Consider the following 20,749-nt stretch of genomic DNA (forward strand, 5'->3'; position numbering starts at 1 on the left):
GAAACCGACGGAAACCCTGTGAAACCTGCCTTTGGGCAGGCGCGTAATGCCCCGTGGAGGCCACCAATGCATGACAGACACCTGAGATCCGACGAAATCGAGCTCCTGCTGGACGGGGAGGAAGGGTTTGGCGTCGCTCCTTTGAGAGCGCACGTCAAATCGTGCATTTCGTGCCGTCAGGAACTGGAGCGTGCCCGGGAGCTCATGGTGGCCCTCGATGCGCTCCCCGACTTCGCCCCGTCCGCGAATTTTTCCGATCGGGTGATGTCTCAGGTGCAGGTGTTCGAGCCGTGGCATGCCGCCGCCACGCGCACCGTGCAGGAGTTCGTCCCCGCCACGCGCCCGGCGCGAATCGCCGCCGGTTTCGGCGCGGCGCTCACGGCGGGGCTGGCCACCGCCGGCGCCACGTGGGTCGTGGCCCGTGCCGACATGGCGTTCATTCTCACGCAGCTCGGGGCCGAAGGGGTTCGCGACCAGATCGTGGCCGCCTCGAACGACGTGGCGTCGACCGTGCTGGGGCAGCCGGGCATGGCCGCCATGCAGAGCGGATCGCCGGAAATGGCCGCTCTTGCCGTGGGTGGATTCGTGGCGATCGTGGGGATGGGGGTCGTTGGGCTTCGGGCCCTCGCCACCGCCTCGCGTCGGGCCCGATAAGGTTGTGACATGGTCATAACATGCTGACGGCGACCACCAATCTGCTCGCGGTCGCCGGCGTGTTCGGCATCGGCCTGATCATCGGCCTCGTGGTGCTCATGACCGCCGAAGAGGCGCTCACGGCGGTCGCCAAGACCGCTGCCCGCGACATCTCCGGCAGCTTCTGGGTGGGACTGCTCTGGCAATTGCTGGCCGTGCCCCTGCTGGTTGTGCTGCTCGTGGCCTGCGCGATCACCATCATCGGCATCCTGATGATCCCGATCGCGGCCCTGGCCTGGGCCCTGGCCTACGCCGGTGCCTTTACGCTTGGCATTCTGGCTGTGGCGCTGGTGATCGGACGGGCGCTGGCGGGACGCGGTGCCGGCAGCAGCGATCGCAGCGCGGCGGTGCGCGGACTCACGGTCGGGCTCCTCACGCTCAGCCTGATCTGGTTCGGCGCGGCTATCGCCGCCAAGGTGCCGGTGGCCGGTGCCATCGCCCGACTCATTGCCGTGGCCTTCACCTGGGCCGTAGCCACCGTGGGACTGGGCGCCGTGGTGAAGTCGCGCATGGGCGTGGCGCAGCTGTCCATGCGCTTCGGCGGCTCGCGCTTCGGCATGACGGGCTTCAGCTCGCGCTGGGGCGCGGCCTCGACCACCACGACCACCGAAGTCGCCGCCCCGGGCTGGCAAACGCCCACGCCCGTGCAGGGCGTCGTGGCCGCGCGGCGGCCGGTGAGCACCGACAACGGTACGGGGAACGGCGCCGAGTTGTAATCGGCGCGGCGGTGCGCGTTCCCGTGGCTATGCTTCATGATGGTTGAACTCTCCGAAGCGGCCGCGCGTCTCGATCTGACGACATCGGGCGTCGGCATTGCCGCGCTGGTGGTGTTCCTGCTGGCCTACGCCGTGGTGATCGGCGAAGAGTACCTGCATCTTCGCAAATCCAAGCCGGTGCTGATCGCGGCGGGCGTCATCTGGGCGCTCATCGGCTGGCGCTACGCGCAGGCCGCCGACGCTGCGACCGACCCGGCCGCGAAGCTCGCGCTCACGCAGTTCGCCGAACAGATGGTTCGGCACAACCTGCTCGAGTACGCCGAGCTCTTTTTGTTCTTGCTGGCGGCGATGACGTACATCAACTCGATGGAGGAGCGCGGCGTGTTCGACGCGCTCCGTGGATGGTTGGTATCGCGCGGCTTCAGCTTGCGCAGCCTGTTCTGGATTACGGGGGCGCTGGCGTTCTGCATCTCGCCGATCGCCGACAACCTCACGACGGCCCTGCTGATGGGCGCCGTCGTGCTCAGTGTCGGTGTCGGCAATCCGCGCTTCGTGATCGTATCGCTCATCAGCATCGTGGTGGCGGCCAATGCCGGCGGCGCGTTCTCGCCATTCGGCGATATCACGACGCTGATGGTGTGGCAGAAGGGGCTCATCCCCTTCACCGGGTTCTTCGCGCTCTTTCTCCCGTCGCTGGTGAACTGGCTGGTTCCCGCGGCCATCATGAGCACCGCGGTGGGGGAAGGACGACCGGCGCCGATTACCGATCAGATGCGACTGCAACCGGGGGCGTTCGTGATCGTCGGGTTGTTCCTGCTGACCATCGCCGCCACCGTGAGCGTGCATCAGTTCCTGCACCTACCGCCGGTGCTCGGTATGATGACCGGCCTCGGCGCCCTCAAGCTGTACGGCTGGACATTGCAGCGCACGGCGATTCGCGAGATCGCCGTGCGAGCGGAGCGGCACAGCGTGGATTCGGACAATCCCTTCGAGGTGGTCTCGCACGCGGGGGCCGAACGCGAACCGTTCGATGTGTTCAAGCGACTCGAGAAGGCGGAATGGGACACGCTGATGTTCTTCTACGGCGTGATCCTCTGCGTGGGCGGTCTCGGAGCCATCGGCTATCTCGAGGCGCTGTCGCAGGTGGCGTACGGCGGCTTTGGTGCCACCAAGGCGAACATCGCCATCGGCGTCTTGTCGGCGCTCATCGACAACATCCCGGTGATGTTCGCGGTGTTGTCGATGCAACCGCCGATGGACACCGGGCAATGGTTGTTGGTCACGCTCACCGCCGGTGTGGGCGGGTCTCTGCTCTCCATCGGCAGCGCCGCCGGTGTCGCGCTGATGGGCCAAGCGCGCGGCACGTACACGTTCATGGCGCACCTGAAGTGGAGCTGGGCAATTGCCCTGGGCTACGTGGCCAGCATCTGGGTGCACTTTCTGGTGAACGGCGCGCTGTTCACCGGCGTGGCGGTGCGGTAGGACGGCCGAAGGCTCAGCGCAGCGGGTTCTCGTAGCGCAGTCCGCGGAAGCGGGCGAAGTCGCCGTCGGCGCTGTGCAACGTGGCACCGCGCTCGATGCAGAGCGCGGCGAGATGGGCGTCGGTGGTGAGGTTGCCACCGCGGCCGGCTTCGCGCAGCAAGGCGCGCAGAATCGGCCAATGCCCGGGTCCGGGCTCGACCACGCTCACGATGCGCTGCTGAAGCCACAGGTCCACCAATTCCGTGGCACGATCGAGCCGAGCAGGCGACGAGACCACACGCGGATTCGTACTCACGCGAATGAACCCCGTGAGCACGGTCCACGAGAAGCCCACCGGCTCATCACCCGTGAGCAGGGCATCCAGCCACGCCCGTGCGGCGGGGTGCTGTTCGCTCTCGGCATGCACGGCGTACACCAGCAGATTGACGTCGGGGATGATCACGCGCTAACGGCCTTCGGCCATCTTGCGGATGATCTCCTCGTCCTCGAGGTCGTCTGCGATCCATCGCGCTTTCACCAGATCGATGCCTTCGCGCACCTGCCCCATCGAATACGACGGAGTGCGATACGGCACCTGTGCCTCTGGTGGCATTTCGAGCCCCCGCAGAATCACGCGATGCAGCAGCGCCTTGAACGGCACGCCTTCGCGGTGGGCGGTGTCACGGAGACGCTGGAGGAGCGCGTCGTCGAGATCGATAGTCGTGCGCATGCATGATGCTAACGCATCATTTATATGATGTCAACGCATCACCGGTGCGAGCTCCACCGCCTGACCGCGCGACAGCCTCAGTCGGGCCGCCGCATGCCCGTCGCGCACGGCGATCTCCACAAAGCCGCTGGACCCCACCAGCGCCACCAGTTCACCGGGCGCCGCCTCACCGTACGTGCGCACCACGCGCACCTGGTGGCCGCCCACCTGCACCGCCACTCCGTCGCGGGCGGCGAGATTGGTGATCGCGTTGCCGAAGCGATCGATGGTGAGGATCTCGCCGTGCAAGGCGCCATCGGTGGCGCGTCGTGGCTGCGGCGTACGCAGTCGCACGGGCTGCGCGAACGGCTCGCCGATCACATCAATCGAGATCCCGCGGGCAAGCTGCGCCGCGGCCGGCGCGAACACATCACGCCCGTGGAAGGTGGGCGACGCCTGCACATCGACCGCGAGCGAGACCACGCGCGCGTCGAGCGCGAACAGCGCCGGCGACAACACGCCGTTGTCGGGCCCCACGAGATAGCGTCCTTCGCTGCACACGGCGATCGCCTCGCGCGACGTGCCGACGCCGGGATCGACGACCACGAGGTGTACCGTGCCCACCGGAAAGCGACGCCAGTAGCGCGCGACCGTGAGGCGCGCGAACGCCACATCCTGCGCCGGTACATCGTGCGTGAGATCGAGCAGCGGAACGCCGGGCGCCAGCGTGGTGAGGACGCCCTTCATTTCGGCGACGTAGCCGTCGGCAGTGCCGAAGTCGGTGAGCAGCGTGATGGCGGGAGCGATCATGTCGTAACGTGCGCTACACCCGCACGCGCCGCCACCGTCCACTGCCCCACAGCGCCGCCATCAGCAGACCACGCGCCGCCGCCGTGAGCGCCAGCGTCCACCACAGGCCGCTGGTGCCCCATTGTGCCGCCGCCCACGCCCCGATCGGCAGTCGCAGGAACGTAATCGTGCTCGAGCCGATCATCGGCCACAGCGTCCACCCGGCGCCGCCCATCGCACTTTCCAGCACCACCTCGGCGCCCAGGAACAGCTGCGAGAAAGCCGCAATGCGCAGGTAGTGCGCCGCCTCGGCGATCACGGCCGGATCGGTGGAGAAAATGGCCGCAAAGCTGTCGGCAAAGAGGAACGAGGCTCCCGCCATGATCGCGCCGACCACACTCACGATTCCGGTCGCCGTCCAACCCGCGCGTTCGGCGCGATCGGGATCGTCGGCACCCATGCTCTGCCCTACGATCGCCGCCACGGCCGCACCCATGCCTACCGACACCACGTACACCACGCTTTCAATGCGAAAGCCAAGTCCAAGTGCCGCCAAGGCCGGTGTGCCGAACTGCGTGGTGATGCGCGTGAGCAGCACGTAAATCGCGCTGAACGCGACGCCCGTGAGCGCCGCTGGCGCCCCCACGCGCGCGATACTCGCAATGACATCCCACCGCGGTTTCGCCCAGCGCAGCATGCTGCGCCGCTGCAGAATGATCACGCCGGCAATGCAGCCGAGTCCGCGCGGGACCAGCGTGGCGAGCGCGGCGCCGCGAATGCCGAACGCGGGCACGGGCCCCAAGCCGCGAATGAGGATCGGGTCGAGCACGAGCCCGAACACCGTGGTGACCACCAGGATATACAGCGGCGTGCGCGTGTCGCCCTTCGCGCGGAAGGCGGCATCGACGGCGAAGAAGCCGAAGATGAGCGGCATGCCGAGCAGATAGGTGCCGAGGTACTGCCGGCCGATGGCACTTACCGCGGCGCCGGTGTTCATCACGGCAAACAGCCAATGCAACACGAACGGCGTGGCTAGCGCAATCGCGCCGCCGAGCAACAATGCGAGCACGAAGCCTTCGCTGATCGTGCGCGCCGCCTCCGACGGGCGGCGCTCGCCATGTCGACGCGCGGCGATCGCATCGAGGCCGATGCTGACCATCTCGCCGATTGATATCACGAGCCAGATCCAGAAGATCGAACTCGTCGCGGCGGCGAGCGCATCGGGGCCGAGCGTGCGTCCGATCCAGTACGTGTCCACGTTGTGAAACGTGGTCATGAGCAGGTTCGCGACGACCGCCGGCAGCGCCACGCGGCGAATCGTGAGGGCTAACGGCTCCCCGACGAGCGCGCCGCGTGGGGCGTTGTCTTCAGCCAGCAATCGCGCGCTCTAGCAAATCGCTGACGCCGAGGACTGCAGCCCATTGCGCGAGGTGCGTGAGATCGAGCTGCTCGCGGTTGAGGGCGACGAGTCGGTCAATGTCGCGTTGCTGTACCGAAGACACCTCGCCGCCGATCCGAAACCATCGCAGCTTGGCCAGCAGAATGTCCTCGACGGCCGCAACCGCGATTGCCGCACCGGCGCCAGACAGGGTTACGGTGATCGCGCGACGAATCGCCTGACGCTCGAACTCTCCGGTCGCAGGAAATACATCAACCTTCAAATACGTCGTGGCGTGGATGAGGTTGAAGGACTCTCCCCTCGAGACTGCGACTGCCGCAACCGCGGGATCAGCGATGAATTCGGAGGACAGCTCGCGTAGGAGTCCCGGCAGATCACCGCGACGGAAGTCCGCCACGAAGTCTACATCGTTCGTCGCCCTGAACTCGCCGTGCACGCTGCTCGCGAATGACCCGGTAATGAAGTACGGCACGCTGGCCGTCCTGAACGCGGCCACAATCCGTTCAATGACGAGCGAGAGCTCAGCAGGATCTGCAGTCACAGGCTGTCACAACCCATGTGGGACCGCCGATGCTTCGGCCGCCGCAGCGAGCACGCGTGGTGGCACCACGACGTCCGGCCCATAGAGCTGAAGAAAAAACCGCTCCACCACCTTCGGCCGACCCAAGTGCCCCACCGCGCGCTCGGCTCCCGCCCACGCGAGATCGCGTGCGAGACAGGTGAGCGACAGCATACGCTGCAGCCGCTCGGCCGGCGTCATGCCGGCGAGCAGCGCATCGTACGCCTGTTGTGTGGCGGTGGTGGTGTCGTTCATCGATCGACTAGGCGCCGTAGATGCCGACAAGGCGCTCCACGACCCGCTGGGCGATCGCTTCGAGTTCCTTCGCAGCGCGCGAGGTCGGCTCGGCGTCGACGATGGGACGACCGGTGTCACCGCCTTCCTGAATACGCGGATCGAGTGGCACCTGTCCGATGAGCGGCAGGTTGGTTTCCGCCGCCAACCGAGCGCCACCGCCGGTACCGAACACGGCGATCGGCTTGCCCGTTTCGGGGTTCTCGAAGTACGACATGTTCTCCACGATGCCGAGCACCGGCACGGCGGTGCGCTCGAACATCTTCACGCCGCGGAGCGCGTCACCCACCGACACCTGCTGCGGCGTGGTCACGATCACGGCGCCGTGCACCTGCGTGGCCTGCACGAGCGAGAGCTGCGCGTCGCCGGTGCCCGGTGGCATGTCGACCAGGAAGTAGTCGAGCTGGCCCCACGCCACGTCCTTCAGGAACTGCGTGAGGATCTTCATGACGATCGGGCCGCGCCAGATGGCCGGCTGTTCCTTCTCGATCAGGAAGCCGATCGACATCACCTTGATGCCGTAGGCCTCGAGCGGAATGATCTTTTCGTCCACCACCGAGGGCGCCGCGTCGACGCCAAGCATAAGCGGCAGGTTGGGGCCGTAGATGTCGGCGTCCATGATGCCGACCCGCTTACCCATCTTGGCGAGCGCGACGGCGAGGTTCACGGCCACGGTGCTCTTGCCCACGCCGCCTTTGCCCGACGACACGGCAATGATGCGACCGAGCTGCGGATAGGCGACCGGCTCGGGGACCTTGGGCGGCGCCTTGGGGGCGGCATCCATGACGGGGAGAGCGCGTCCCATGCCGCCGGTGGCGGGCGCTTGCGGCTGATTCATGGCTGGCGGTGCGGAAGTCGGCGCGCGGCGCGCCGGTGTGGGTTCGGTTTGCGCGGGGTCGCGCACATCAACGCGGACATCGGACACGCCCGCGAGCGCCTCGATGGCCTGGCGGACGTCGCGCACGAGCGTGGCGTCGTCATCGGCCGCCAGCAGGAGCGTGAGGCGCACCTTGCCGTCGACGGTGGTGGCGATATCCCGCACCATGTCGGCGGCCATGACATCGGCGCCAGTGCGGGGGTTGCGGACCGTGGCGAGGGCGCCGGTGATCCGCTCCATGAGAGGCTGCATGGGAGAGTCGGGGTATCGGGAGAACTACGTCCCGAAAAGTAGGCGCCTTGCGGGGACGCTCCAAGCGGGAAGCGACCGTCCAGACGGCGGTTCGGCGGTGGAATGGCCACGGGTGCACGAATCGGATGACAGCCGAATGACGCGGGGGTGGTATGCTGGCCCCGTCACGCGGATCCGGGGCGCGGCGACCGGTGCGACGTATTCCGCGGCGCACCACTTCACGGATAGATCCCGAGGTATCTCATGATGATGACCATTCCCCGCGCCGCGTTCGGCGTGTTCGCGGTGCTGTTCACAGTGGCCACGGTCGATGTGTCGCGCGCGCGGGCGCAGAGTACGACGGTGACGCCGACGGCCTGTGCGATGGGTACGCTCACGGCGTGCGGATCGCAGCCGATCACCACCTGCGAGACGACCATCCAATTCGACTTGAACCTGTTTCTGCGCACTGGTGGGTTCAAGTTTACGCAGACGAACTGCTCCACGGGCCACAAGACGCTGTACAAGGACCGGACCGCCCAAAACTCCGGCTCCACCACTGGGGGTGCGTACAAGACGTGCAGCGCCACGCCCACCAGTGGAACGTCGGACGACGGATTCGAAGAGAACATCGAACTCTGCGAAGACTGATGCATCGCGCCCCGACCCTGCGGCATTGGGTGGTCGCGGCGCTTGTGGTCTCGCTCGCCGGCGTCGGATACGACGTCGCGCGAGCGATGCCGCAGCGGACGCTCCCCGGTGCGATGCGGCACGCCGCGCGCACGCTGACGCCGGCCACGTCGGCGAGTGCGCGGGCTCCCAGGGCCGTGCAGGCCGCGGTCCTGCTGCAACTCGCCGATTGCTCCGGCAATCTGCGCATGCTGCACGTGCTGCATCGCGGTTCGACACCACGACATATCCAGCTGGCCGTCGTTTGGTATGTGGGCCCGGTATCTGACTCGACAAACATCCGGATGGCACTGCCGTCGTGGACGGCCGCGATCCCCCTCCGCGCGGCCCCGCCCGCGGTCGTGCGGCACTTCGCGTCCCTCGGTCACACCACCACGCCCGCCTTGCTCGTGCTCGATCAGGAAGGGCGCGTGCGCTTCACCACGCAGAGTCCGCGCTCTTCACGCGAAGTGGCCGGACTGCGGCGCATCATCGAAGGACTCACCTGGATCGAGGAACTCTGAATGCCTGTCACGTCTCGCGTACCGCTTCGCGCGCTTGCCCGGATCATCGTGGCGCTGGTGGTCACTACACCCATCAGCAGCACCGCCGTCCAGGCACAGCGGTCGTCCACGACTCGCCGATTCCACGCGGATTCGTTCTACATCCGGGAGTGGGTGCGCGGCGGGACCAAGGATCCGGATCTCCTGGTCGAACCACGTGGGATCGCCATCACCAACCAGGTGGTGGTCGTACTCGACGCCGGCACACGGGAAGTGCACGCGTTCGATGTCACGTCTGGTGCGAAGCGATTCGTCCTCAAGGCGACCGGCCAAGGTCCGGGAGAGTTCAAGCAACCCATCCAGGTGGCGGCCACCGCGCGGCATGTGGGTGTGCTCGACGCCGCAACCAGTCGGCTCACCGTCTATTCGGACTCCGGACGATTTCTCTGGACGACGATCGTGCCCGACGGCCCCGCGGTGGAGGCGATGTGCCTGCTGCCTCGAGGACGCATCCGGGTGAAGTATCTTGGCGCCCTACGGGCATTGGCGCTGATCGACAGCAGCGGGAAAACACTGACGCGCACCTCGCTGCCAGTCGCCACCGCGCGGCAGACTGCCCCATCGTTCGCCAACGCCGCCTATATCGCCGATGCGTGCGTGGGCGACACCGTGGCCGTCGCGCCGTACTTTGGGAGTTCGTGGTACAGCGTGTCGTCGAATGGCACCGCCAAACGATTCCCGTACATCGAAGCGGGAGCTGAGGCGGTGGTGGTGACCACGCAGCGTCGACTCGAGCGCACGGCCAAGCACATCACGACGCAGACCACCATGATCTCGGAGGTCAGCCCGATCACCCGCGGTGCCATGCAGCGTGGAGACACGGTCATTATCGAGGCAGGCGCGACGAAGTTGCATCCACACCAACTGCTCGACTACTACCGCGCCAGCGACGGCGCGTATCTCTATTCGCGCCGACTGCCATTTGCGCCCTCGGCACTCGCCATGACGCCAGACGGCCGACTCGTGGCCGCGTTGATCGGTACGGAGACGTCGTTGGTGGTGGCGCTCTCCACCACGCCCCTCTCCCCACGCGAGATCGCCAAGCAGCAGCGACGGAAATAGCACGGGCGTCCGAATGCAGGCGCACCCCTACGCCGTCGCGGTGTCCCCGCCGGTCAGATACGCACGGGCGTCTGCCACCACCTGCTCCTGCACCTCGGCCAGATTCCCCGTGAGCAACGCCCCTGACGCCTTGGCATGCCCCCCGCCACCGTAGCGACGCGCGAACTGCTGCACGTCCACCGATCCGGTACTCCGGAACGACACCTTCACCTTGCCGTGCCCGAGGTCGCGGAAGAACATCGCCATGCGCGTGCCCGTGATCGATCGCGGATGCTCCACAATACCGTCCAGCTCTTCGCTGGAGATATCGAAGCGCTCCATCGCTCCGGCGGCCACCGCGATGTATGACAGCCCGATCTCGGGGTCGGCGTGCAACGTGCCCAGCGCTTCGCGCAGCAGCTGCAGGCGCCCCACGCTTACCTGAGCGTAGATGCGGCGGTACATCTCTTCCGGGTTCACCCCGGCCGCCAACAGCGCGGCCGCAATGGCGTGCGCGCGCGGCGACGTGTTGCTGAAGCGAAAGCTGCCCGTATCCGTCAGGATCGCCGCGTACAGCGACTGCGCCACCGCCGGCGTGAGCTCCAGACCGAGCGTCATGGCGATGTCGAACACCAATTCGCCGGTGGCGCAGGCGGCGGTGTCGGCCACCGCGATGTGGCCCACGGGTTCATCGCCGGCGACATGGTGGTCGACCACCGAAATCGGCACGGTGAGCGCACGCACCTTGTCGGCGAGCTGCCCGAGGCGGCGTACGTCGTTGATGTCGAGTACGATCAGCGCATCGATGCCGTCGAGAGCGACGGCCCCGCGCGCACTGGCCTCCTCAATGTCATCACCGAGGAGGAAGTTGAACATGGCCGGCCAGGGCGTGGGATTCACAATACGGGCATGAATCCCACGCTGTGCCAGCAGGCGTGCCAACGCCGTCTCCGAACCACAGCCGTCGCCATCGGAGTTGATATGCGTCGACAGCGCCACGGTCATGCCGGGGCGTAGGGTCGCAAACCATGCTTCGATCGCGTCGCGCCGTGACGTGGACGCCGTCAGCACGCCATCACTCATTTGGCGCCGCTTGTGTTATCCGCCTTGCCAATCTTCGAGTTCCCCATGCCGTACACGAAGTACACGGTCATGCCGATCGCCGTCCAGATACCGAGCAGCGTCCAGGTGAGCCCGGGCAGCTGATACATCATGTACAGCGTGGCCCCCGCTCCCAGGATCGGTACGAGCGGCACCCAAGGCGTACGGAACGGACGCTCGAGTTCCGGAGAGCGCTTGCGCAGGACGAGTACGCCGATGCACACCGTGGCGAAGGCTGCCAGCGTTCCACCCGACACGAGCTCACCGAGCAGGCCAAGCGGGAAGAAGCCCGCGATGATGATCGCGATGATCCCGACGATCCACGTGGACGCGGCCGGTGTCTGGTACTTCGGATGCACCTTGGCGAAGATCTTCGGAAGGAGGCCGTCGCGCGACATCGTGTAGAAGATACGCGGCTGGCCCATGAGCATCACCAGCACGACCGACGACAACCCAGCGACGGCGCCGATGTTCACGAGGTACTCGAGCCACTTGAGCTGCGGAACTGCTTCCAGGGCGGCCGATACCGGGTGCGCCACGCCGAGTGCCGTGTACGGGGCGAGCCCGGTCATCACCAGCGACATCAGGATGTAGAGCACGGTACAGATCAACAGCGACGCGATCATACCGATCGGCAGGTCACGCTGCGGATTCTTCGCTTCCTGTGCCGCAGTGGAGACGGCGTCGAAGCCGATGTAGGAGAAGAACACGACCGGTGCCGCGCGCAGCACGCCCGACATGCCGAACTTCGTGCTGCCGTCGGGGTTCGTGACCATGTCGGGGATGAACGGGTGCCAGTTGTCGGTATTCACGTACATGAAGCCGAAGCCGATCACGAGCAACACGATCACCATTTTGATTGCGACGATGATGTTGTTGAACGTGGCCGATTCCTGCACGCCACGCACCAGCAGCATGGTCAACCCGAGAATGAGCAGAATCGCCGGCAGGTTGATCAAGCCGTTCACGACTTCGCCCCCCGCCGCGGTGCAGGCGTCGCGGGCGACGAACGCGGCCTTGGTGACGGCATCAACGAGTGTCGAACCCGTGGTGGCGTCCACACAGGTAAAGGCGCGCACCACCTGATGCCCGTTCTCCACCGTCAGCGGGGCGGACGCAAACGCCGCCGGCACATGAATGCCAACGCTGCTCAGCATCGCGCTGAAGTAGCCCGACCAGCCCACCGCCACCGTGGCTGCGGCGAACAGGTACTCGAGCACCAGGTTCCAGCCGATGAACCAGGCCACCCCTTCACCCATCGTGGCGTAGCTGTACGTGTAGGCCGAGCCGGCGATCGGAATCATCGACGCGAATTCGGCGTAGCAGAGCCCTGCGAACAGACAGGCGAGGCCGGCCAGCACGAATGACAGCGAGACGCCGGGTCCGGCAAAGTTGGCGGCCGCCGTACCCGTGAGCACGAAAATGCCGGCACCGATGATGGCGCCGATTCCCAGCATCGTGAGATTGAGCGCGCCGAGCGTTCGCTTCAGGCCGCCCTCGGAACTCGCGGCTTCGGCGCGCAGCGCCGTGATCGACTTCTTGGACCAGATTCCCATCAGTCGGGGGGGGGGACGGGGTGGGGTGGGACGCGGATGCCGGCACCGCGCATCTGCAGGGAGGGAGCACTGGACGGAACGATACGGCGCGGACCGCCTTCGCGTCACTTCGCGGACGCGGTCTCACCGCGTCCGTGGTGGGGAGGGGGCCCGTGAGGTCGAGCCGAGGGCCGAACCTCAGAGCGAGTAGTTCGGCGCCTCGCGGGTAATTGTAACGTCGTGGGGGTGCGATTCGCGCAATCCGGCCGTCGTGATGCGCACGAACTCTGCGTCCGTGCGCAGCTGCTCGATCGTGCCGCAGCCGACGTAGCCCATGCCGCTTCGTAGCCCCCCGATCATTTGGAAGATCACGTCGCCGACCGCGCCCTTGTACGGCACGCGCCCTTCGATGCCCTCCGGCACCAGCTTCTTGGGGGACATTTCGCCGTCCTGGAAATACCGGTCGGCCGAACCGTCCTGCATGGCCGACAGCGATCCCATGCCGCGGATCATCTTGAACCGACGTCCCTCGAGCAGGAACGACTCGCCCGGGCTCTCCTCGGTGCCCGCCAGCATCGACCCCATCATGACACTCGAGGCACCGGCGGCGAGTGCTTTCACGATGTCCCCCGAATACTTCACGCCACCGTCGGCGATGACCGGGACATCGCCCGCCCCTTCCACCGCATCCATGACGGCGGTGAGTTGCGGGACGCCGACGCCGGTGACGACGCGCGTGGTGCAGATGGAGCCCGGTCCCACACCGACCTTCACGGCATCGACGCCGCGCTCCACCAGGGCGGCGGCCCCGGCCCGGGTGGCCACGTTGCCGGCAACCAGCTGCACCTCGGGGAACGCGTCGCGTACCCGGGCGGTGGCTTGCAGCACCCCTTCGCTGTGGCCGTGCGCCGTGTCGATGATGAGCACGTCGACCCCTGCCTGAATCAGCGCGCGGGCACGATCGAGGTAATCTCCGCCCGCCCCCAGCGCCGCGGCCACGCGCAGCCGACCGTGGATGTCCTTGTTGGCGTCGGGATACTGGCGCCGCTTATGGATGTCCTTCACGGTGATGAGGCCCTTGAGCACGCCGCGCTCGTCGACCACCGGGAGCTTCTCGATGCGATGCTTGCCCAGGATGCGCTCCGCCTCGTCGAGGGTGGTGCCGACGGGGGCGATGACCAGGTCCTGCGAGGTCATCACATCGCGCAACGGGCGGTCGAGATCGCGCTCGAACTGCAGGTCGCGATTGGTCAGGATACCGACCAGCAAGCCGCTGTCATCCACGATCGGGACGCCGGAAATCTTGAAGCGCATCATGAGCGCGACCGCCTCGCGGAGCGAGGCAGTGGGTGAGAGCGTGATCGGATTGAGGATCATCCCGCTCTCGCTGCGCTTCACGCGATCGACTTCGGCGGCCTGCCGGTCGATGGACATATTCTTGTGCAGCACGCCGATGGCGCCGAACCGCGCCATCGCGATCGCCATCTCGCTCTCGGTCACGGTGTCCATCGCGGCCGAGGCGAGGGGCACGTTCAGCGTGATCCCGCGCGTGAAGCGCGAGGCGATGCTGACTTCCCGCGGATGCGTCGTGGAATGGCGCGGGGCGAGCAGAACATCGTCGAACGTCAACGCGAGGTCGTCGCGCACGCGCGAGGGCGATCGCGCACCGATGCTGGCGCTGCTGGTATGGGAACGCGAAAGCCCGCTCGCCGACGTGGCGTCGGCGGCGGGCGGTTGCTGCTGCGTCGGGTGGTCTGTCGTCGAGGGTGCCATCTTGAAGAGTAGACGGCCTCGAGGACGCTGTCCAGCGGTTAGCGCCCGGCCATTTTTCGCAGCCGACGACGGAGCCCGATGGGCAGGAAGAATCCAGCCGCGCTCGCGAGCCGCGCGAGGTTCATGTCGTCGAGTTCGTCCGGCGCACCGCGCCAGTGATCGAGCAATACGGTGCGCCCCGCGTTGGCGATCAGGCGCTGCAGCGCGGTCAGCAGCAGGAACAGGTCATCGACCTCGCCGAAAAACGGGATCACGTCCGGAATGAAGTCGAGGGGCGACACCAAGTAGGCCGCAGCGGCCAGCACGAGGATGCGGTCGAACTTCGACACCCGACGGTCGCCGATCAATCCGACAAGCAGCCGGAGGTAGGACGGAATCTGCCGGATGGCGCCGAGCACGGAGCGCTTCAGACCGGTCTGCGGCCGGGGCAATTCGTCGTCCCCGTTCTTCATCATGCGGCCGCGCCAGGCGGCGCCGACGGCGGCGCCGACGGTGTCGCGGTCGCGGACGGTGGCATACCCGGTGCGGGGGGCGGTGTGACGGGCGGTGTGACGGGCGACGGCGCGGCCGGCGGGGGAGCCCCCACCTGATCGGCGGCGGTCTTCGCCGCGTTCACCACGTCGCCGGCCACCGTCATCGTGGTTTGGGCGACGCCATTCAGCACGCCCATCGCCTTGTTGAGGAAGCCCATCGTCTCGGCCACCGTGCCGACCGCGACACCGCCGGCGCGCAGTTTATCCTCGACGCCTTCGGCGAATCGCGTGAAGACGTTGGCCACCGGGGCGGACTTCTCAGCGTACTTGGACTCCAGAAACTCGACATAGTCGAGGATCTGATAGAGACGCTCATCGGAGAGCGTGTCGAGCTTGCGATTGATGCGGTCGCGGACGTACGGATTCATCGAACCTCCGGCGTCTCGGGGACGCACGTTCGGGCGGGACAGGAGCGCCACCCTGCCCTACGACTCAGCCGCGCCAGCGTTTCCGTTCGCCGCGCGCGTCAATATGGCAATATGGCGTGGCGAAGCGTCGGCTGCTGTACACACCGAGCCCACCGGCCAGTTCAGGGTGCAGCCGTTCCACCCAGTCGACCGCCTGCTCGACCCGATAGGCATCGAAGATCGTGAGCTTGCCGTCGCCATCGGCATCGATCGCGACGTCGGCGGCGTCACCATAGAGGTGGCGCGAATCGCGAGCCGAGCCTTCGACACCGGCATTGTGGATCGGCGTGCGGAAGCCACTGTGCACTTCGACATCGAAATCCATGTGCTCTTCACCGCGACGGCGCGCCAATTCGCGCATGACCAGTTCGAGCTTGTCGAGCACACGCGGATCGACCGCTACATAGCGCGGCCAGATCGTCTGCCGATCGTGCGTCACGAAATCGCGCACCTTGATGTGCCGCGTGAGCTGCATATCGAGGTCGGCCTCCCGTACCTCGGCAAAGCCGGCCGGACGCTCGGCCTGCTCGTCGCGCCCCCACTCGGCGGGATAACGACCGATCTGATAGCCGTTGAGCGTACTGCCCAGCTTGAGCTCGAAGGGCACGAGCACCGCGAGACGCGGCTCGGTGATGCGTTGCGCCACGCCGGCCCGCGTCACGACCAGTTCGTAGAAGCCAGGCGTAAGCGGCGCAAGCAACGTGTCGCCCTGCAGCGGACGCGCGACATCGGCCGAGCTATTGCTGCGCACCTCGATCCACTGGTACGTGAACCCCTGCGCGTTGCCACGTACACGCACGGGGAACGCCACGCGTTCACCGGCGCGCACAAACTGCATGTGGACGTCGCCACTCACGCCGCGCGACTCCGGTGCCGCTTCGACAATGGGCACGGCTCGCTTGACGCTCACCGCGGACGACCCGGCCAGCAGCTCAGCGGGCGGCTGATACAGGACCGCGGCCGCAATGGCCGCCGTCCCGCTCAGCACCAAGGCGACACGACGACGAATCACATCGCCCCCCAACGCGCCCGCGTCCCACGCACATCGATGTGCACGAACGGGCCATGCGTCGAGGTGGCCTTGTAGATGCCGACACCGCCGATGAGGTCGGGGTGGTTACGCTCCACGTTCTCGGCGGCCTGAGCCAGGACTTTCGCGTCACGCGTGTCGATGCGTCCATCGCGATTGAGATCGCTCATCCAGTCGCGATCACCGTTCACGACATAGACGTCGGCCGCATCGCCGTACTGGTGCCGACTGTCCTGCACCCGTCCACCGGCGCCGACGCCCTGCTGGTTGTACTGCGGGGTGCGGAAGCCCGACATGACCCGCAGCCGGTTGGCTGGGACGCCCATACTACGCAGCTCGGCCAGCACCAGCTCGAGCTTGTCGACCAGCGGCTCACGGAGCACGAGGTACTTCGGCCAGACCGCGGATTGATCGTGCGTGAGGAAATCGCGTAGCCGGAAGTGCTCGGAGATCGGCGTGTCCTGATTGCGGGCCGTGACCTCGAGAAAGCCGTCGGGATTGCTATAGGCGGCCGAACGCACGGAGCGCTGCTCACTGGGGAAGAATCCGATCCGATAGCCGCCGATGCGTCCTTTCACTTTATCGGCGAACGGACGCATGGTGATGAAATGGAACGCCCCGGCGGTATCGTTGGCGGCATAGACGCCGGCGCGCGACACGGCGCTGTCTCCGAACAGCTCGCGCAGCAACGGAATACCCGCGGCACGGGTCGGGCTAAGGAAACGGGCGCGAAGTTTGCGGCTGCGGCCCTTCAGGGAATCGAGGAGCGGGAGACGTGGCAGCGCGGCGACGGGACGCGTGGCACCGCGCACGGCACGATGGGCCGCGACGTCCGCCGATGCCGGATGCGCAAACGCCATGACACCGGCGCACGCGACCGCACCGGCCACCGTGACGGCGAGCCGGTACCAGTTGTATGTCTGACGGCGCCGCACGGAGGGTGGTCTCTCCTGGGCTGCCTGCGGTGTCTCGAGAGTGCGCTGGGTCACGGCATCGGGTTAGGCGCTCAAACGAGAGACGATTGAGCGACAGTCAGGAAATATAGCCGACCCGGGAATCAGTAGATGTAGACCGGAGTGCCGACTGCGACCCGGTCATACAGCTCGGCAATGTCCTGGTTCCGTAATCGGACACATCCATGGCTAACGGCCTGCCCGATCGAGGCGGGGTTATTGGTGCCGTGCAGGGCATAGCCGTCGCCGAGGTACAGGCGGTGGGTGCCAAGCACGTCGGTGTATTTTCGCTGGTTCGTGCCGTACGGGGGGATCACAATTTTGCTGTCGGCGACGATTTCACGACCATCACTCGCCGTGAGTGGACGGATGCTGCCGTCGGGCCCGCGACGCACGACGTCGTTCCCTTGGACGAGGAGTTGGGAGCCGTCGCGGAGCTTGAGAGGCACACCGCGCACGAGCTGGACGAGGCCAAGTCCGCGCTTGTTCGCCTGTTCTTGGTAGTGCCAGTCGGGGGGAATCCAGGCGGGGGCCGAATCCCGACGCTGCACCGTGAGGCGACCGCGTGGGGTCTCGAAGCGCAGAACCCGGTTGTTGCCCTTGATGACCAGCTGCTTGCCGGAGCCGGTGGCCACCGGCGCCGTGAACAGCACGCTGTCACGATTCTTGTACCAGACGCGGCGGTCGGCGATGGAGACCACCAGGTAGTTGGCGTCGACGGACGGCGGCGGGGGCGTGTCGTCGAGGACCGCCCGGAGGCTATCGGTCACGACCCCAGCCTGCAGCTCGGCCTGCTCCAGCGCCTCGCTGTTGTCGTTGAAGACCATGCGGGCCACGTCGCGTTCGAAGCGGTCACGCAGGGTGCCGCGGAGTAGCCACACGGCGTGCACGACGGCTACGGCGACCAGCAGGAGCAGCCACCGAGGCGCGCCGCGCCAGCCGGTGCGCCGACCGATGGGCGAGCCGCGGCGCGAAGAGAGCGGAGTGGTGGTCATCAGAAGAAATAGACCCGCATGCCGGAGGAGAGATTCTCACGAATGGCCGCGAGGTCGCCCGCGGGCACGCGAATGCTGCCGGGCATCACATAGTTGCTGTCGGCGAGCGGTCCCGAGGCCGGGAGCGAGTAGATGAGTGTGCCACCGGTGGTGACGATGGCACCGCGACCGACCCACCCGCTATCGGCACGCACGGTGGGGACCGGTAGCCCACGATCTACCCACACCCACGCCGGCAGTTCGTAGCGGTCGCTGGCGACGAGCAGGCGCTGGACGGCCCGGAGCCCGCGCGGGATGGCCACGTGCATGGTGTCGGGCGCCACGCCGACCCGACGGGCCGGGCCGATTTCGGCCGTGATCACGCGCAGGCGGGCGGCCCCCCGATCCAAGGCCAGATACGAGGAATCGGTGCTGATGGCGAGGTGCAGGTCGTCGTCCCCGTCGGCCTGCCGGCGCATGAGTTCGAGCATCAACTCGGCCCGATCGGCCTGCGCGGCAACAATGGCATCAGCGCGGGTACGCTCGAGCGTGGACATGCCGGCCCGCAGTCGCGTCGTCTCGTCGCGATAGCGCGCCCGCCGGAGGAGCAGGAATCCATCGAACGCGCCGATGGCCAGCAGCAGCAACAGCAGCATCAGCGTACGACGACGAACGCGCATCGGAGCTCGATTGGGGATAGAACAGGGGGGCGGACGGTGGTGTCGCGGTCGCGCCTTCCAGTAGATTCCAACAGTGCGACATGCTTCCGCGATCCCGAACCGGATCGCGCACGGCCCCATGCTTCGGTGGCGCGGCCGGCCCCTTCAGCTTACCCAATTTCCTGATGACTGCGCGACCTGCACGTGCCGTAGCCCTCATCATTCTGGATGGCTGGGGCTACCGGGAAGAACGGGACTCGAATGCGATCCTGATGGCGGACACGCCGAACTGGCATCGCAGTTGGGCCCACGAGTCGCGCACCCTGTTGACGGCCTCGGGACGCGCCGTTGGACTTCCAGACGGGCAGATGGGCAACAGCGAGGTCGGGCACCTCAATTTAGGGGCAGGCCGGATCGTCATGCAGGATCTGGTGCGGATCGGCAGCGCGATCGAAGACGGGAGCTTCTTCCAGAACGGCGCCCTGGTGCAGGCCTGCGACGCCGTTCACGCCACGGGCGGTACCCTCCACCTGTTGGGACTGCTGGGGGATGGCGGCGTCCATGCGCACGACGCGCACCTGATGGCGCTGGTGGCGTTGGCACAGCAGCGCGGAGTGAGGCGGGTGGTGCTGCACGCGATGCTCGACGGCCGCGACACTCCGCCCCAATCGGCGATGGGGTTTCTGCGGGCCGCGCTCGCGAGCATCGGTGACCGCGCGCAGCTCGCGTCGGTGTCCGGCCGCTACTACGGCATGGATCGCGACAACCGGTGGGAGCGCACGGGCCTGTGGTATCGCGCGGCGGTGCGCGGCGACGCCCCGGTGGAAGTCGATGCGCTGGCGGCCTTGCAACGCGCCTACGACGCCGGCACCACCGACGAATTCGTGCATCCGTACGTGATGGCGGGGCCGGACGGCGCGGCCATCGCACCGATGCGCGACGGCGACGCCGTCATCTGCTTCAACTATCGGAGCGACCGGATGCGGCAGACGCTGCGCGCCCTCGCCATGCCCGACTTTTCCGGCTTCGACACGGGCGCGCGACCGACGTTGTCGATCACGACCATGACGAGCTACGACGACGCGTTTCCGTTTCCGGTGGCGTTCGCGCCGCAATCGATGCGGAACCTCGTGGGTGAGGTCATCGCCAACGCCGGCCTGACGCAACTGCGTATCGCGGAGACGGAGAAGTATCCGCACGTCACGTTCTTCTTCAACGGCGGGCGCGATGAGCCGTTCCCCGGGGAAGAGCGACAGATGATGCCCAGCCCCAAAGTCGCGACGTACGACCTGCAGCCGGAGATGAGCGCGGCGGGCGTGTGCGACATCCTGTGCCACGCGCTGGCGCATCGCACGCACGACTTCATGCTGTGCAACTTCGCGAACACCGACATGGTGGGGCATACCGGCTCGATTCCAGCGGCGATTCGCGCGGTGGAAGCGGTCGATGCCTGCCTCGGTCGCATCCTCGACGCGGCCGAAGCCGGTGGTGCGCGGCTGATCATTACCGCCGACCACGGCAACGCCGATGTGATGGTCGATCCAGTCACGCATCAGCCGCACACGGCGCACACGACGAATCCGGTGCCGCTGGTCGTGCTCGACCCCGATGAAACGGTCCCGCTGCGACGCGGCGGTGCCCTGTGCGATGTGGGGCCGACCGCGCTCGCGCTGCTTGGGCTCACGTTGCCTCCAGAAATCACGGGTCGCGATCTGCGCGACCTGAGCGATCGCTCGCCTTCACCCACCGTGTGATGTCCGCTTTGTCTTCCGTTCTGCGCTCC

General features: G+C 66.8%; 23 protein-coding genes. 7 read left to right on the forward strand and 16 right to left on the reverse strand.

What is annotated here, in order from left to right; translation table 11 throughout:
* Positions 1 to 204 precede the first annotated feature (204 nt).
* The 3 genes from ACIRA7_RS02310 to nhaD are packed head-to-tail and all read left to right on the forward strand — an operon-like array spanning position 205 to position 2,891.
* Positions 205 to 654 (forward strand): hypothetical protein, encoded by a 450-nt coding sequence (locus ACIRA7_RS02310; RefSeq protein ID WP_396219180.1) that lies wholly within the window; start codon positions 205 to 207, stop codon positions 652 to 654.
* 20 nt (positions 655 to 674) lie between these two features.
* Positions 675 to 1,409, forward strand: coding sequence for a hypothetical protein (locus ACIRA7_RS02315; RefSeq protein WP_396219181.1), 735 nt, complete (start codon positions 675 to 677; stop codon positions 1,407 to 1,409).
* A 39-nt stretch (positions 1,410 to 1,448) separates the two neighbouring features.
* The gene (gene nhaD, locus ACIRA7_RS02320; RefSeq protein ID WP_396219182.1) at positions 1,449 to 2,891 is read left to right on the forward strand and encodes a sodium:proton antiporter NhaD; all 1,443 of its coding nucleotides are present in this window, start codon (positions 1,449 to 1,451) and stop codon (positions 2,889 to 2,891) included.
* A 13-nt stretch (positions 2,892 to 2,904) separates the two neighbouring features.
* On the opposite strand, the gene ACIRA7_RS02325 is transcribed toward nhaD, so the two are convergent.
* The 7 genes from ACIRA7_RS02325 to ACIRA7_RS02355 all read right to left on the reverse strand — a co-directional run bounded on the left by ACIRA7_RS02325 (position 2,905) and on the right by ACIRA7_RS02355 (position 7,749).
* Entirely contained in the window at positions 2,905 to 3,333 is a 429-nt protein-coding gene (locus ACIRA7_RS02325) for a type II toxin-antitoxin system VapC family toxin (protein WP_396219183.1), read from the reverse strand.
* Positions 3,334 to 3,336: 3 nt separating this feature from the next.
* Positions 3,337 to 3,600, reverse strand: a complete 264-nt coding sequence (locus tag ACIRA7_RS02330; RefSeq protein WP_396219184.1) for a hypothetical protein — start codon at positions 3,598 to 3,600, stop codon at positions 3,337 to 3,339.
* A gap of 30 nt (positions 3,601 to 3,630) precedes the next feature.
* Positions 3,631 to 4,389 (reverse strand): S-adenosyl-l-methionine hydroxide adenosyltransferase family protein, encoded by a 759-nt coding sequence (locus tag ACIRA7_RS02335; RefSeq protein ID WP_396219185.1) that lies wholly within the window; start codon positions 4,387 to 4,389, stop codon positions 3,631 to 3,633.
* Positions 4,390 to 4,402: 13 nt separating this feature from the next.
* Positions 4,403 to 5,746, reverse strand: a complete 1,344-nt coding sequence (locus ACIRA7_RS02340; RefSeq protein WP_396219186.1) for an MATE family efflux transporter — start codon at positions 5,744 to 5,746, stop codon at positions 4,403 to 4,405.
* On the reverse strand, positions 5,736 to 6,239 hold the full coding sequence (locus ACIRA7_RS02345; RefSeq protein ID WP_396219187.1) for a hypothetical protein: 504 nt from the start codon (positions 6,237 to 6,239) through the stop codon (positions 5,736 to 5,738). Before ACIRA7_RS02345 ends, ACIRA7_RS02340 begins: the two co-directional genes overlap by 11 nt.
* A gap of 75 nt (positions 6,240 to 6,314) precedes the next feature.
* Positions 6,315 to 6,581: a hypothetical protein gene (locus ACIRA7_RS02350; RefSeq protein WP_396219188.1), complete on the reverse strand. Its 267-nt coding sequence runs from the start codon at positions 6,579 to 6,581 to the stop codon at positions 6,315 to 6,317.
* 7 nt (positions 6,582 to 6,588) lie between these two features.
* The gene (locus ACIRA7_RS02355) at positions 6,589 to 7,749 is read right to left on the reverse strand and encodes a P-loop NTPase (protein WP_396219189.1); all 1,161 of its coding nucleotides are present in this window, start codon (positions 7,747 to 7,749) and stop codon (positions 6,589 to 6,591) included.
* A 249-nt stretch (positions 7,750 to 7,998) separates the two neighbouring features.
* Here ACIRA7_RS02355 and ACIRA7_RS02360 point away from each other — a divergent pair, with 249 nt between their 5' ends.
* From ACIRA7_RS02360 to ACIRA7_RS02370, 3 genes are read left to right on the forward strand one after another with little or no spacing between them, the layout of a single operon-like run.
* Positions 7,999 to 8,379: a hypothetical protein gene (locus ACIRA7_RS02360; RefSeq protein WP_396219190.1), complete on the forward strand. Its 381-nt coding sequence runs from the start codon at positions 7,999 to 8,001 to the stop codon at positions 8,377 to 8,379.
* Positions 8,379 to 8,921, forward strand: a complete 543-nt coding sequence (locus tag ACIRA7_RS02365) for a hypothetical protein (protein WP_396219191.1) — start codon at positions 8,379 to 8,381, stop codon at positions 8,919 to 8,921. The genes ACIRA7_RS02360 and ACIRA7_RS02365 overlap by 1 nt, the downstream gene beginning before the upstream one ends.
* The gene (locus tag ACIRA7_RS02370) at positions 8,922 to 10,022 is read left to right on the forward strand and encodes a 6-bladed beta-propeller (protein WP_396219192.1); all 1,101 of its coding nucleotides are present in this window, start codon (positions 8,922 to 8,924) and stop codon (positions 10,020 to 10,022) included.
* A 27-nt stretch (positions 10,023 to 10,049) separates the two neighbouring features.
* On the opposite strand, the gene ACIRA7_RS02375 is transcribed toward ACIRA7_RS02370, so the two are convergent.
* The 9 genes from ACIRA7_RS02375 to ACIRA7_RS02415 all read right to left on the reverse strand — a co-directional run bounded on the left by ACIRA7_RS02375 (position 10,050) and on the right by ACIRA7_RS02415 (position 18,987).
* Entirely contained in the window at positions 10,050 to 11,072 is a 1,023-nt protein-coding gene (locus ACIRA7_RS02375) for a bifunctional oligoribonuclease/PAP phosphatase NrnA (protein WP_396219193.1), read from the reverse strand.
* An 8-nt stretch (positions 11,073 to 11,080) separates the two neighbouring features.
* The gene (locus ACIRA7_RS02380) at positions 11,081 to 12,658 is read right to left on the reverse strand and encodes an amino acid permease (protein ID WP_396219194.1); all 1,578 of its coding nucleotides are present in this window, start codon (positions 12,656 to 12,658) and stop codon (positions 11,081 to 11,083) included.
* Positions 12,659 to 12,835: 177 nt separating this feature from the next.
* Positions 12,836 to 14,410 carry an IMP dehydrogenase gene (gene guaB, locus ACIRA7_RS02385; protein WP_396219195.1) on the reverse strand — a complete coding sequence of 525 codons (1,575 nt, stop codon included), beginning with the start codon at positions 14,408 to 14,410 and terminating at the stop codon, positions 12,836 to 12,838.
* Between the two features lie 38 nt (positions 14,411 to 14,448).
* Positions 14,449 to 14,865, reverse strand: coding sequence for a YkvA family protein (locus tag ACIRA7_RS02390; protein WP_396219196.1), 417 nt, complete (start codon positions 14,863 to 14,865; stop codon positions 14,449 to 14,451).
* A complete protein-coding gene (locus tag ACIRA7_RS02395; protein WP_396219197.1) occupies positions 14,862 to 15,311 on the reverse strand; it encodes a hypothetical protein in 450 nt (149 codons plus the stop codon). The genes ACIRA7_RS02390 and ACIRA7_RS02395 overlap by 4 nt, the downstream gene beginning before the upstream one ends.
* A 64-nt stretch (positions 15,312 to 15,375) precedes the next feature.
* On the reverse strand, positions 15,376 to 16,362 hold the full coding sequence (locus ACIRA7_RS02400) for a D-Ala-D-Ala carboxypeptidase family metallohydrolase (RefSeq protein ID WP_396219198.1): 987 nt from the start codon (positions 16,360 to 16,362) through the stop codon (positions 15,376 to 15,378).
* On the reverse strand, positions 16,359 to 17,315 hold the full coding sequence (locus tag ACIRA7_RS02405; RefSeq protein ID WP_396219199.1) for a hypothetical protein: 957 nt from the start codon (positions 17,313 to 17,315) through the stop codon (positions 16,359 to 16,361). The genes ACIRA7_RS02400 and ACIRA7_RS02405 overlap by 4 nt, the downstream gene beginning before the upstream one ends.
* A 122-nt stretch (positions 17,316 to 17,437) precedes the next feature.
* Positions 17,438 to 18,328: a L,D-transpeptidase gene (locus tag ACIRA7_RS02410; RefSeq protein WP_396219200.1), complete on the reverse strand. Its 891-nt coding sequence runs from the start codon at positions 18,326 to 18,328 to the stop codon at positions 17,438 to 17,440.
* Positions 18,328 to 18,987 (reverse strand): hypothetical protein, encoded by a 660-nt coding sequence (locus tag ACIRA7_RS02415; protein ID WP_396219201.1) that lies wholly within the window; start codon positions 18,985 to 18,987, stop codon positions 18,328 to 18,330. The genes ACIRA7_RS02410 and ACIRA7_RS02415 overlap by 1 nt, the downstream gene beginning before the upstream one ends.
* A gap of 164 nt (positions 18,988 to 19,151) precedes the next feature.
* On the opposite strand from ACIRA7_RS02415, the gene gpmI reads away from it, so the two are divergent.
* A complete protein-coding gene (gpmI, locus tag ACIRA7_RS02420; RefSeq protein WP_396219202.1) occupies positions 19,152 to 20,720 on the forward strand; it encodes a 2,3-bisphosphoglycerate-independent phosphoglycerate mutase in 1,569 nt (522 codons plus the stop codon).
* Positions 20,721 to 20,749 lie beyond the last annotated feature (29 nt).

This window comes from Gemmatimonas sp. (genome assembly GCF_044376735.1).
Lineage (GTDB): Bacteria > Gemmatimonadota > Gemmatimonadetes > Gemmatimonadales > Gemmatimonadaceae > Gemmatimonas.

What these genes read in the sequence shown, in the direction of transcription:
- ACIRA7_RS02310 (WP_396219180.1), top strand. Translation starts at nt 205, where the DNA reads ATGGTGGCCCTCGATGCGCTCCCCGACTTCGCCCCGTCCGCGAATTTT.
- ACIRA7_RS02315 (WP_396219181.1), top strand. Translation starts at nt 675, where the DNA reads ATGCTGACGGCGACCACCAATCTGCTCGCGGTCGCCGGCGTGTTCGGC.
- nhaD (WP_396219182.1), top strand. Translation starts at nt 1,449, where the DNA reads ATGGTTGAACTCTCCGAAGCGGCCGCGCGTCTCGATCTGACGACATCG.
- ACIRA7_RS02330 (WP_396219184.1), bottom strand. Translation starts at nt 3,600, where the DNA reads ATGCGCACGACTATCGATCTCGACGACGCGCTCCTCCAGCGTCTCCGT.
- ACIRA7_RS02335 (WP_396219185.1), bottom strand. Translation starts at nt 4,389, where the DNA reads ATGATCGCTCCCGCCATCACGCTGCTCACCGACTTCGGCACTGCCGAC.
- ACIRA7_RS02350 (WP_396219188.1), bottom strand. Translation starts at nt 6,581, where the DNA reads ATGAACGACACCACCACCGCCACACAACAGGCGTACGATGCGCTGCTC.
- ACIRA7_RS02355 (WP_396219189.1), bottom strand. Translation starts at nt 7,749, where the DNA reads ATGCAGCCTCTCATGGAGCGGATCACCGGCGCCCTCGCCACGGTCCGC.
- ACIRA7_RS02360 (WP_396219190.1), top strand. Translation starts at nt 7,999, where the DNA reads ATGACCATTCCCCGCGCCGCGTTCGGCGTGTTCGCGGTGCTGTTCACA.
- ACIRA7_RS02365 (WP_396219191.1), top strand. Translation starts at nt 8,379, where the DNA reads ATGCATCGCGCCCCGACCCTGCGGCATTGGGTGGTCGCGGCGCTTGTG.
- ACIRA7_RS02370 (WP_396219192.1), top strand. Translation starts at nt 8,922, where the DNA reads ATGCCTGTCACGTCTCGCGTACCGCTTCGCGCGCTTGCCCGGATCATC.
- ACIRA7_RS02380 (WP_396219194.1), bottom strand. Translation starts at nt 12,658, where the DNA reads ATGGGAATCTGGTCCAAGAAGTCGATCACGGCGCTGCGCGCCGAAGCC.
- guaB (WP_396219195.1), bottom strand. Translation starts at nt 14,410, where the DNA reads ATGGCACCCTCGACGACAGACCACCCGACGCAGCAGCAACCGCCCGCC.
- ACIRA7_RS02390 (WP_396219196.1), bottom strand. Translation starts at nt 14,865, where the DNA reads ATGATGAAGAACGGGGACGACGAATTGCCCCGGCCGCAGACCGGTCTG.
- ACIRA7_RS02395 (WP_396219197.1), bottom strand. Translation starts at nt 15,311, where the DNA reads ATGAATCCGTACGTCCGCGACCGCATCAATCGCAAGCTCGACACGCTC.
- ACIRA7_RS02410 (WP_396219200.1), bottom strand. Translation starts at nt 18,328, where the DNA reads ATGACCACCACTCCGCTCTCTTCGCGCCGCGGCTCGCCCATCGGTCGG.
- ACIRA7_RS02415 (WP_396219201.1), bottom strand. Translation starts at nt 18,987, where the DNA reads ATGCGCGTTCGTCGTCGTACGCTGATGCTGCTGTTGCTGCTGCTGGCC.
- gpmI (WP_396219202.1), top strand. Translation starts at nt 19,152, where the DNA reads ATGACTGCGCGACCTGCACGTGCCGTAGCCCTCATCATTCTGGATGGC.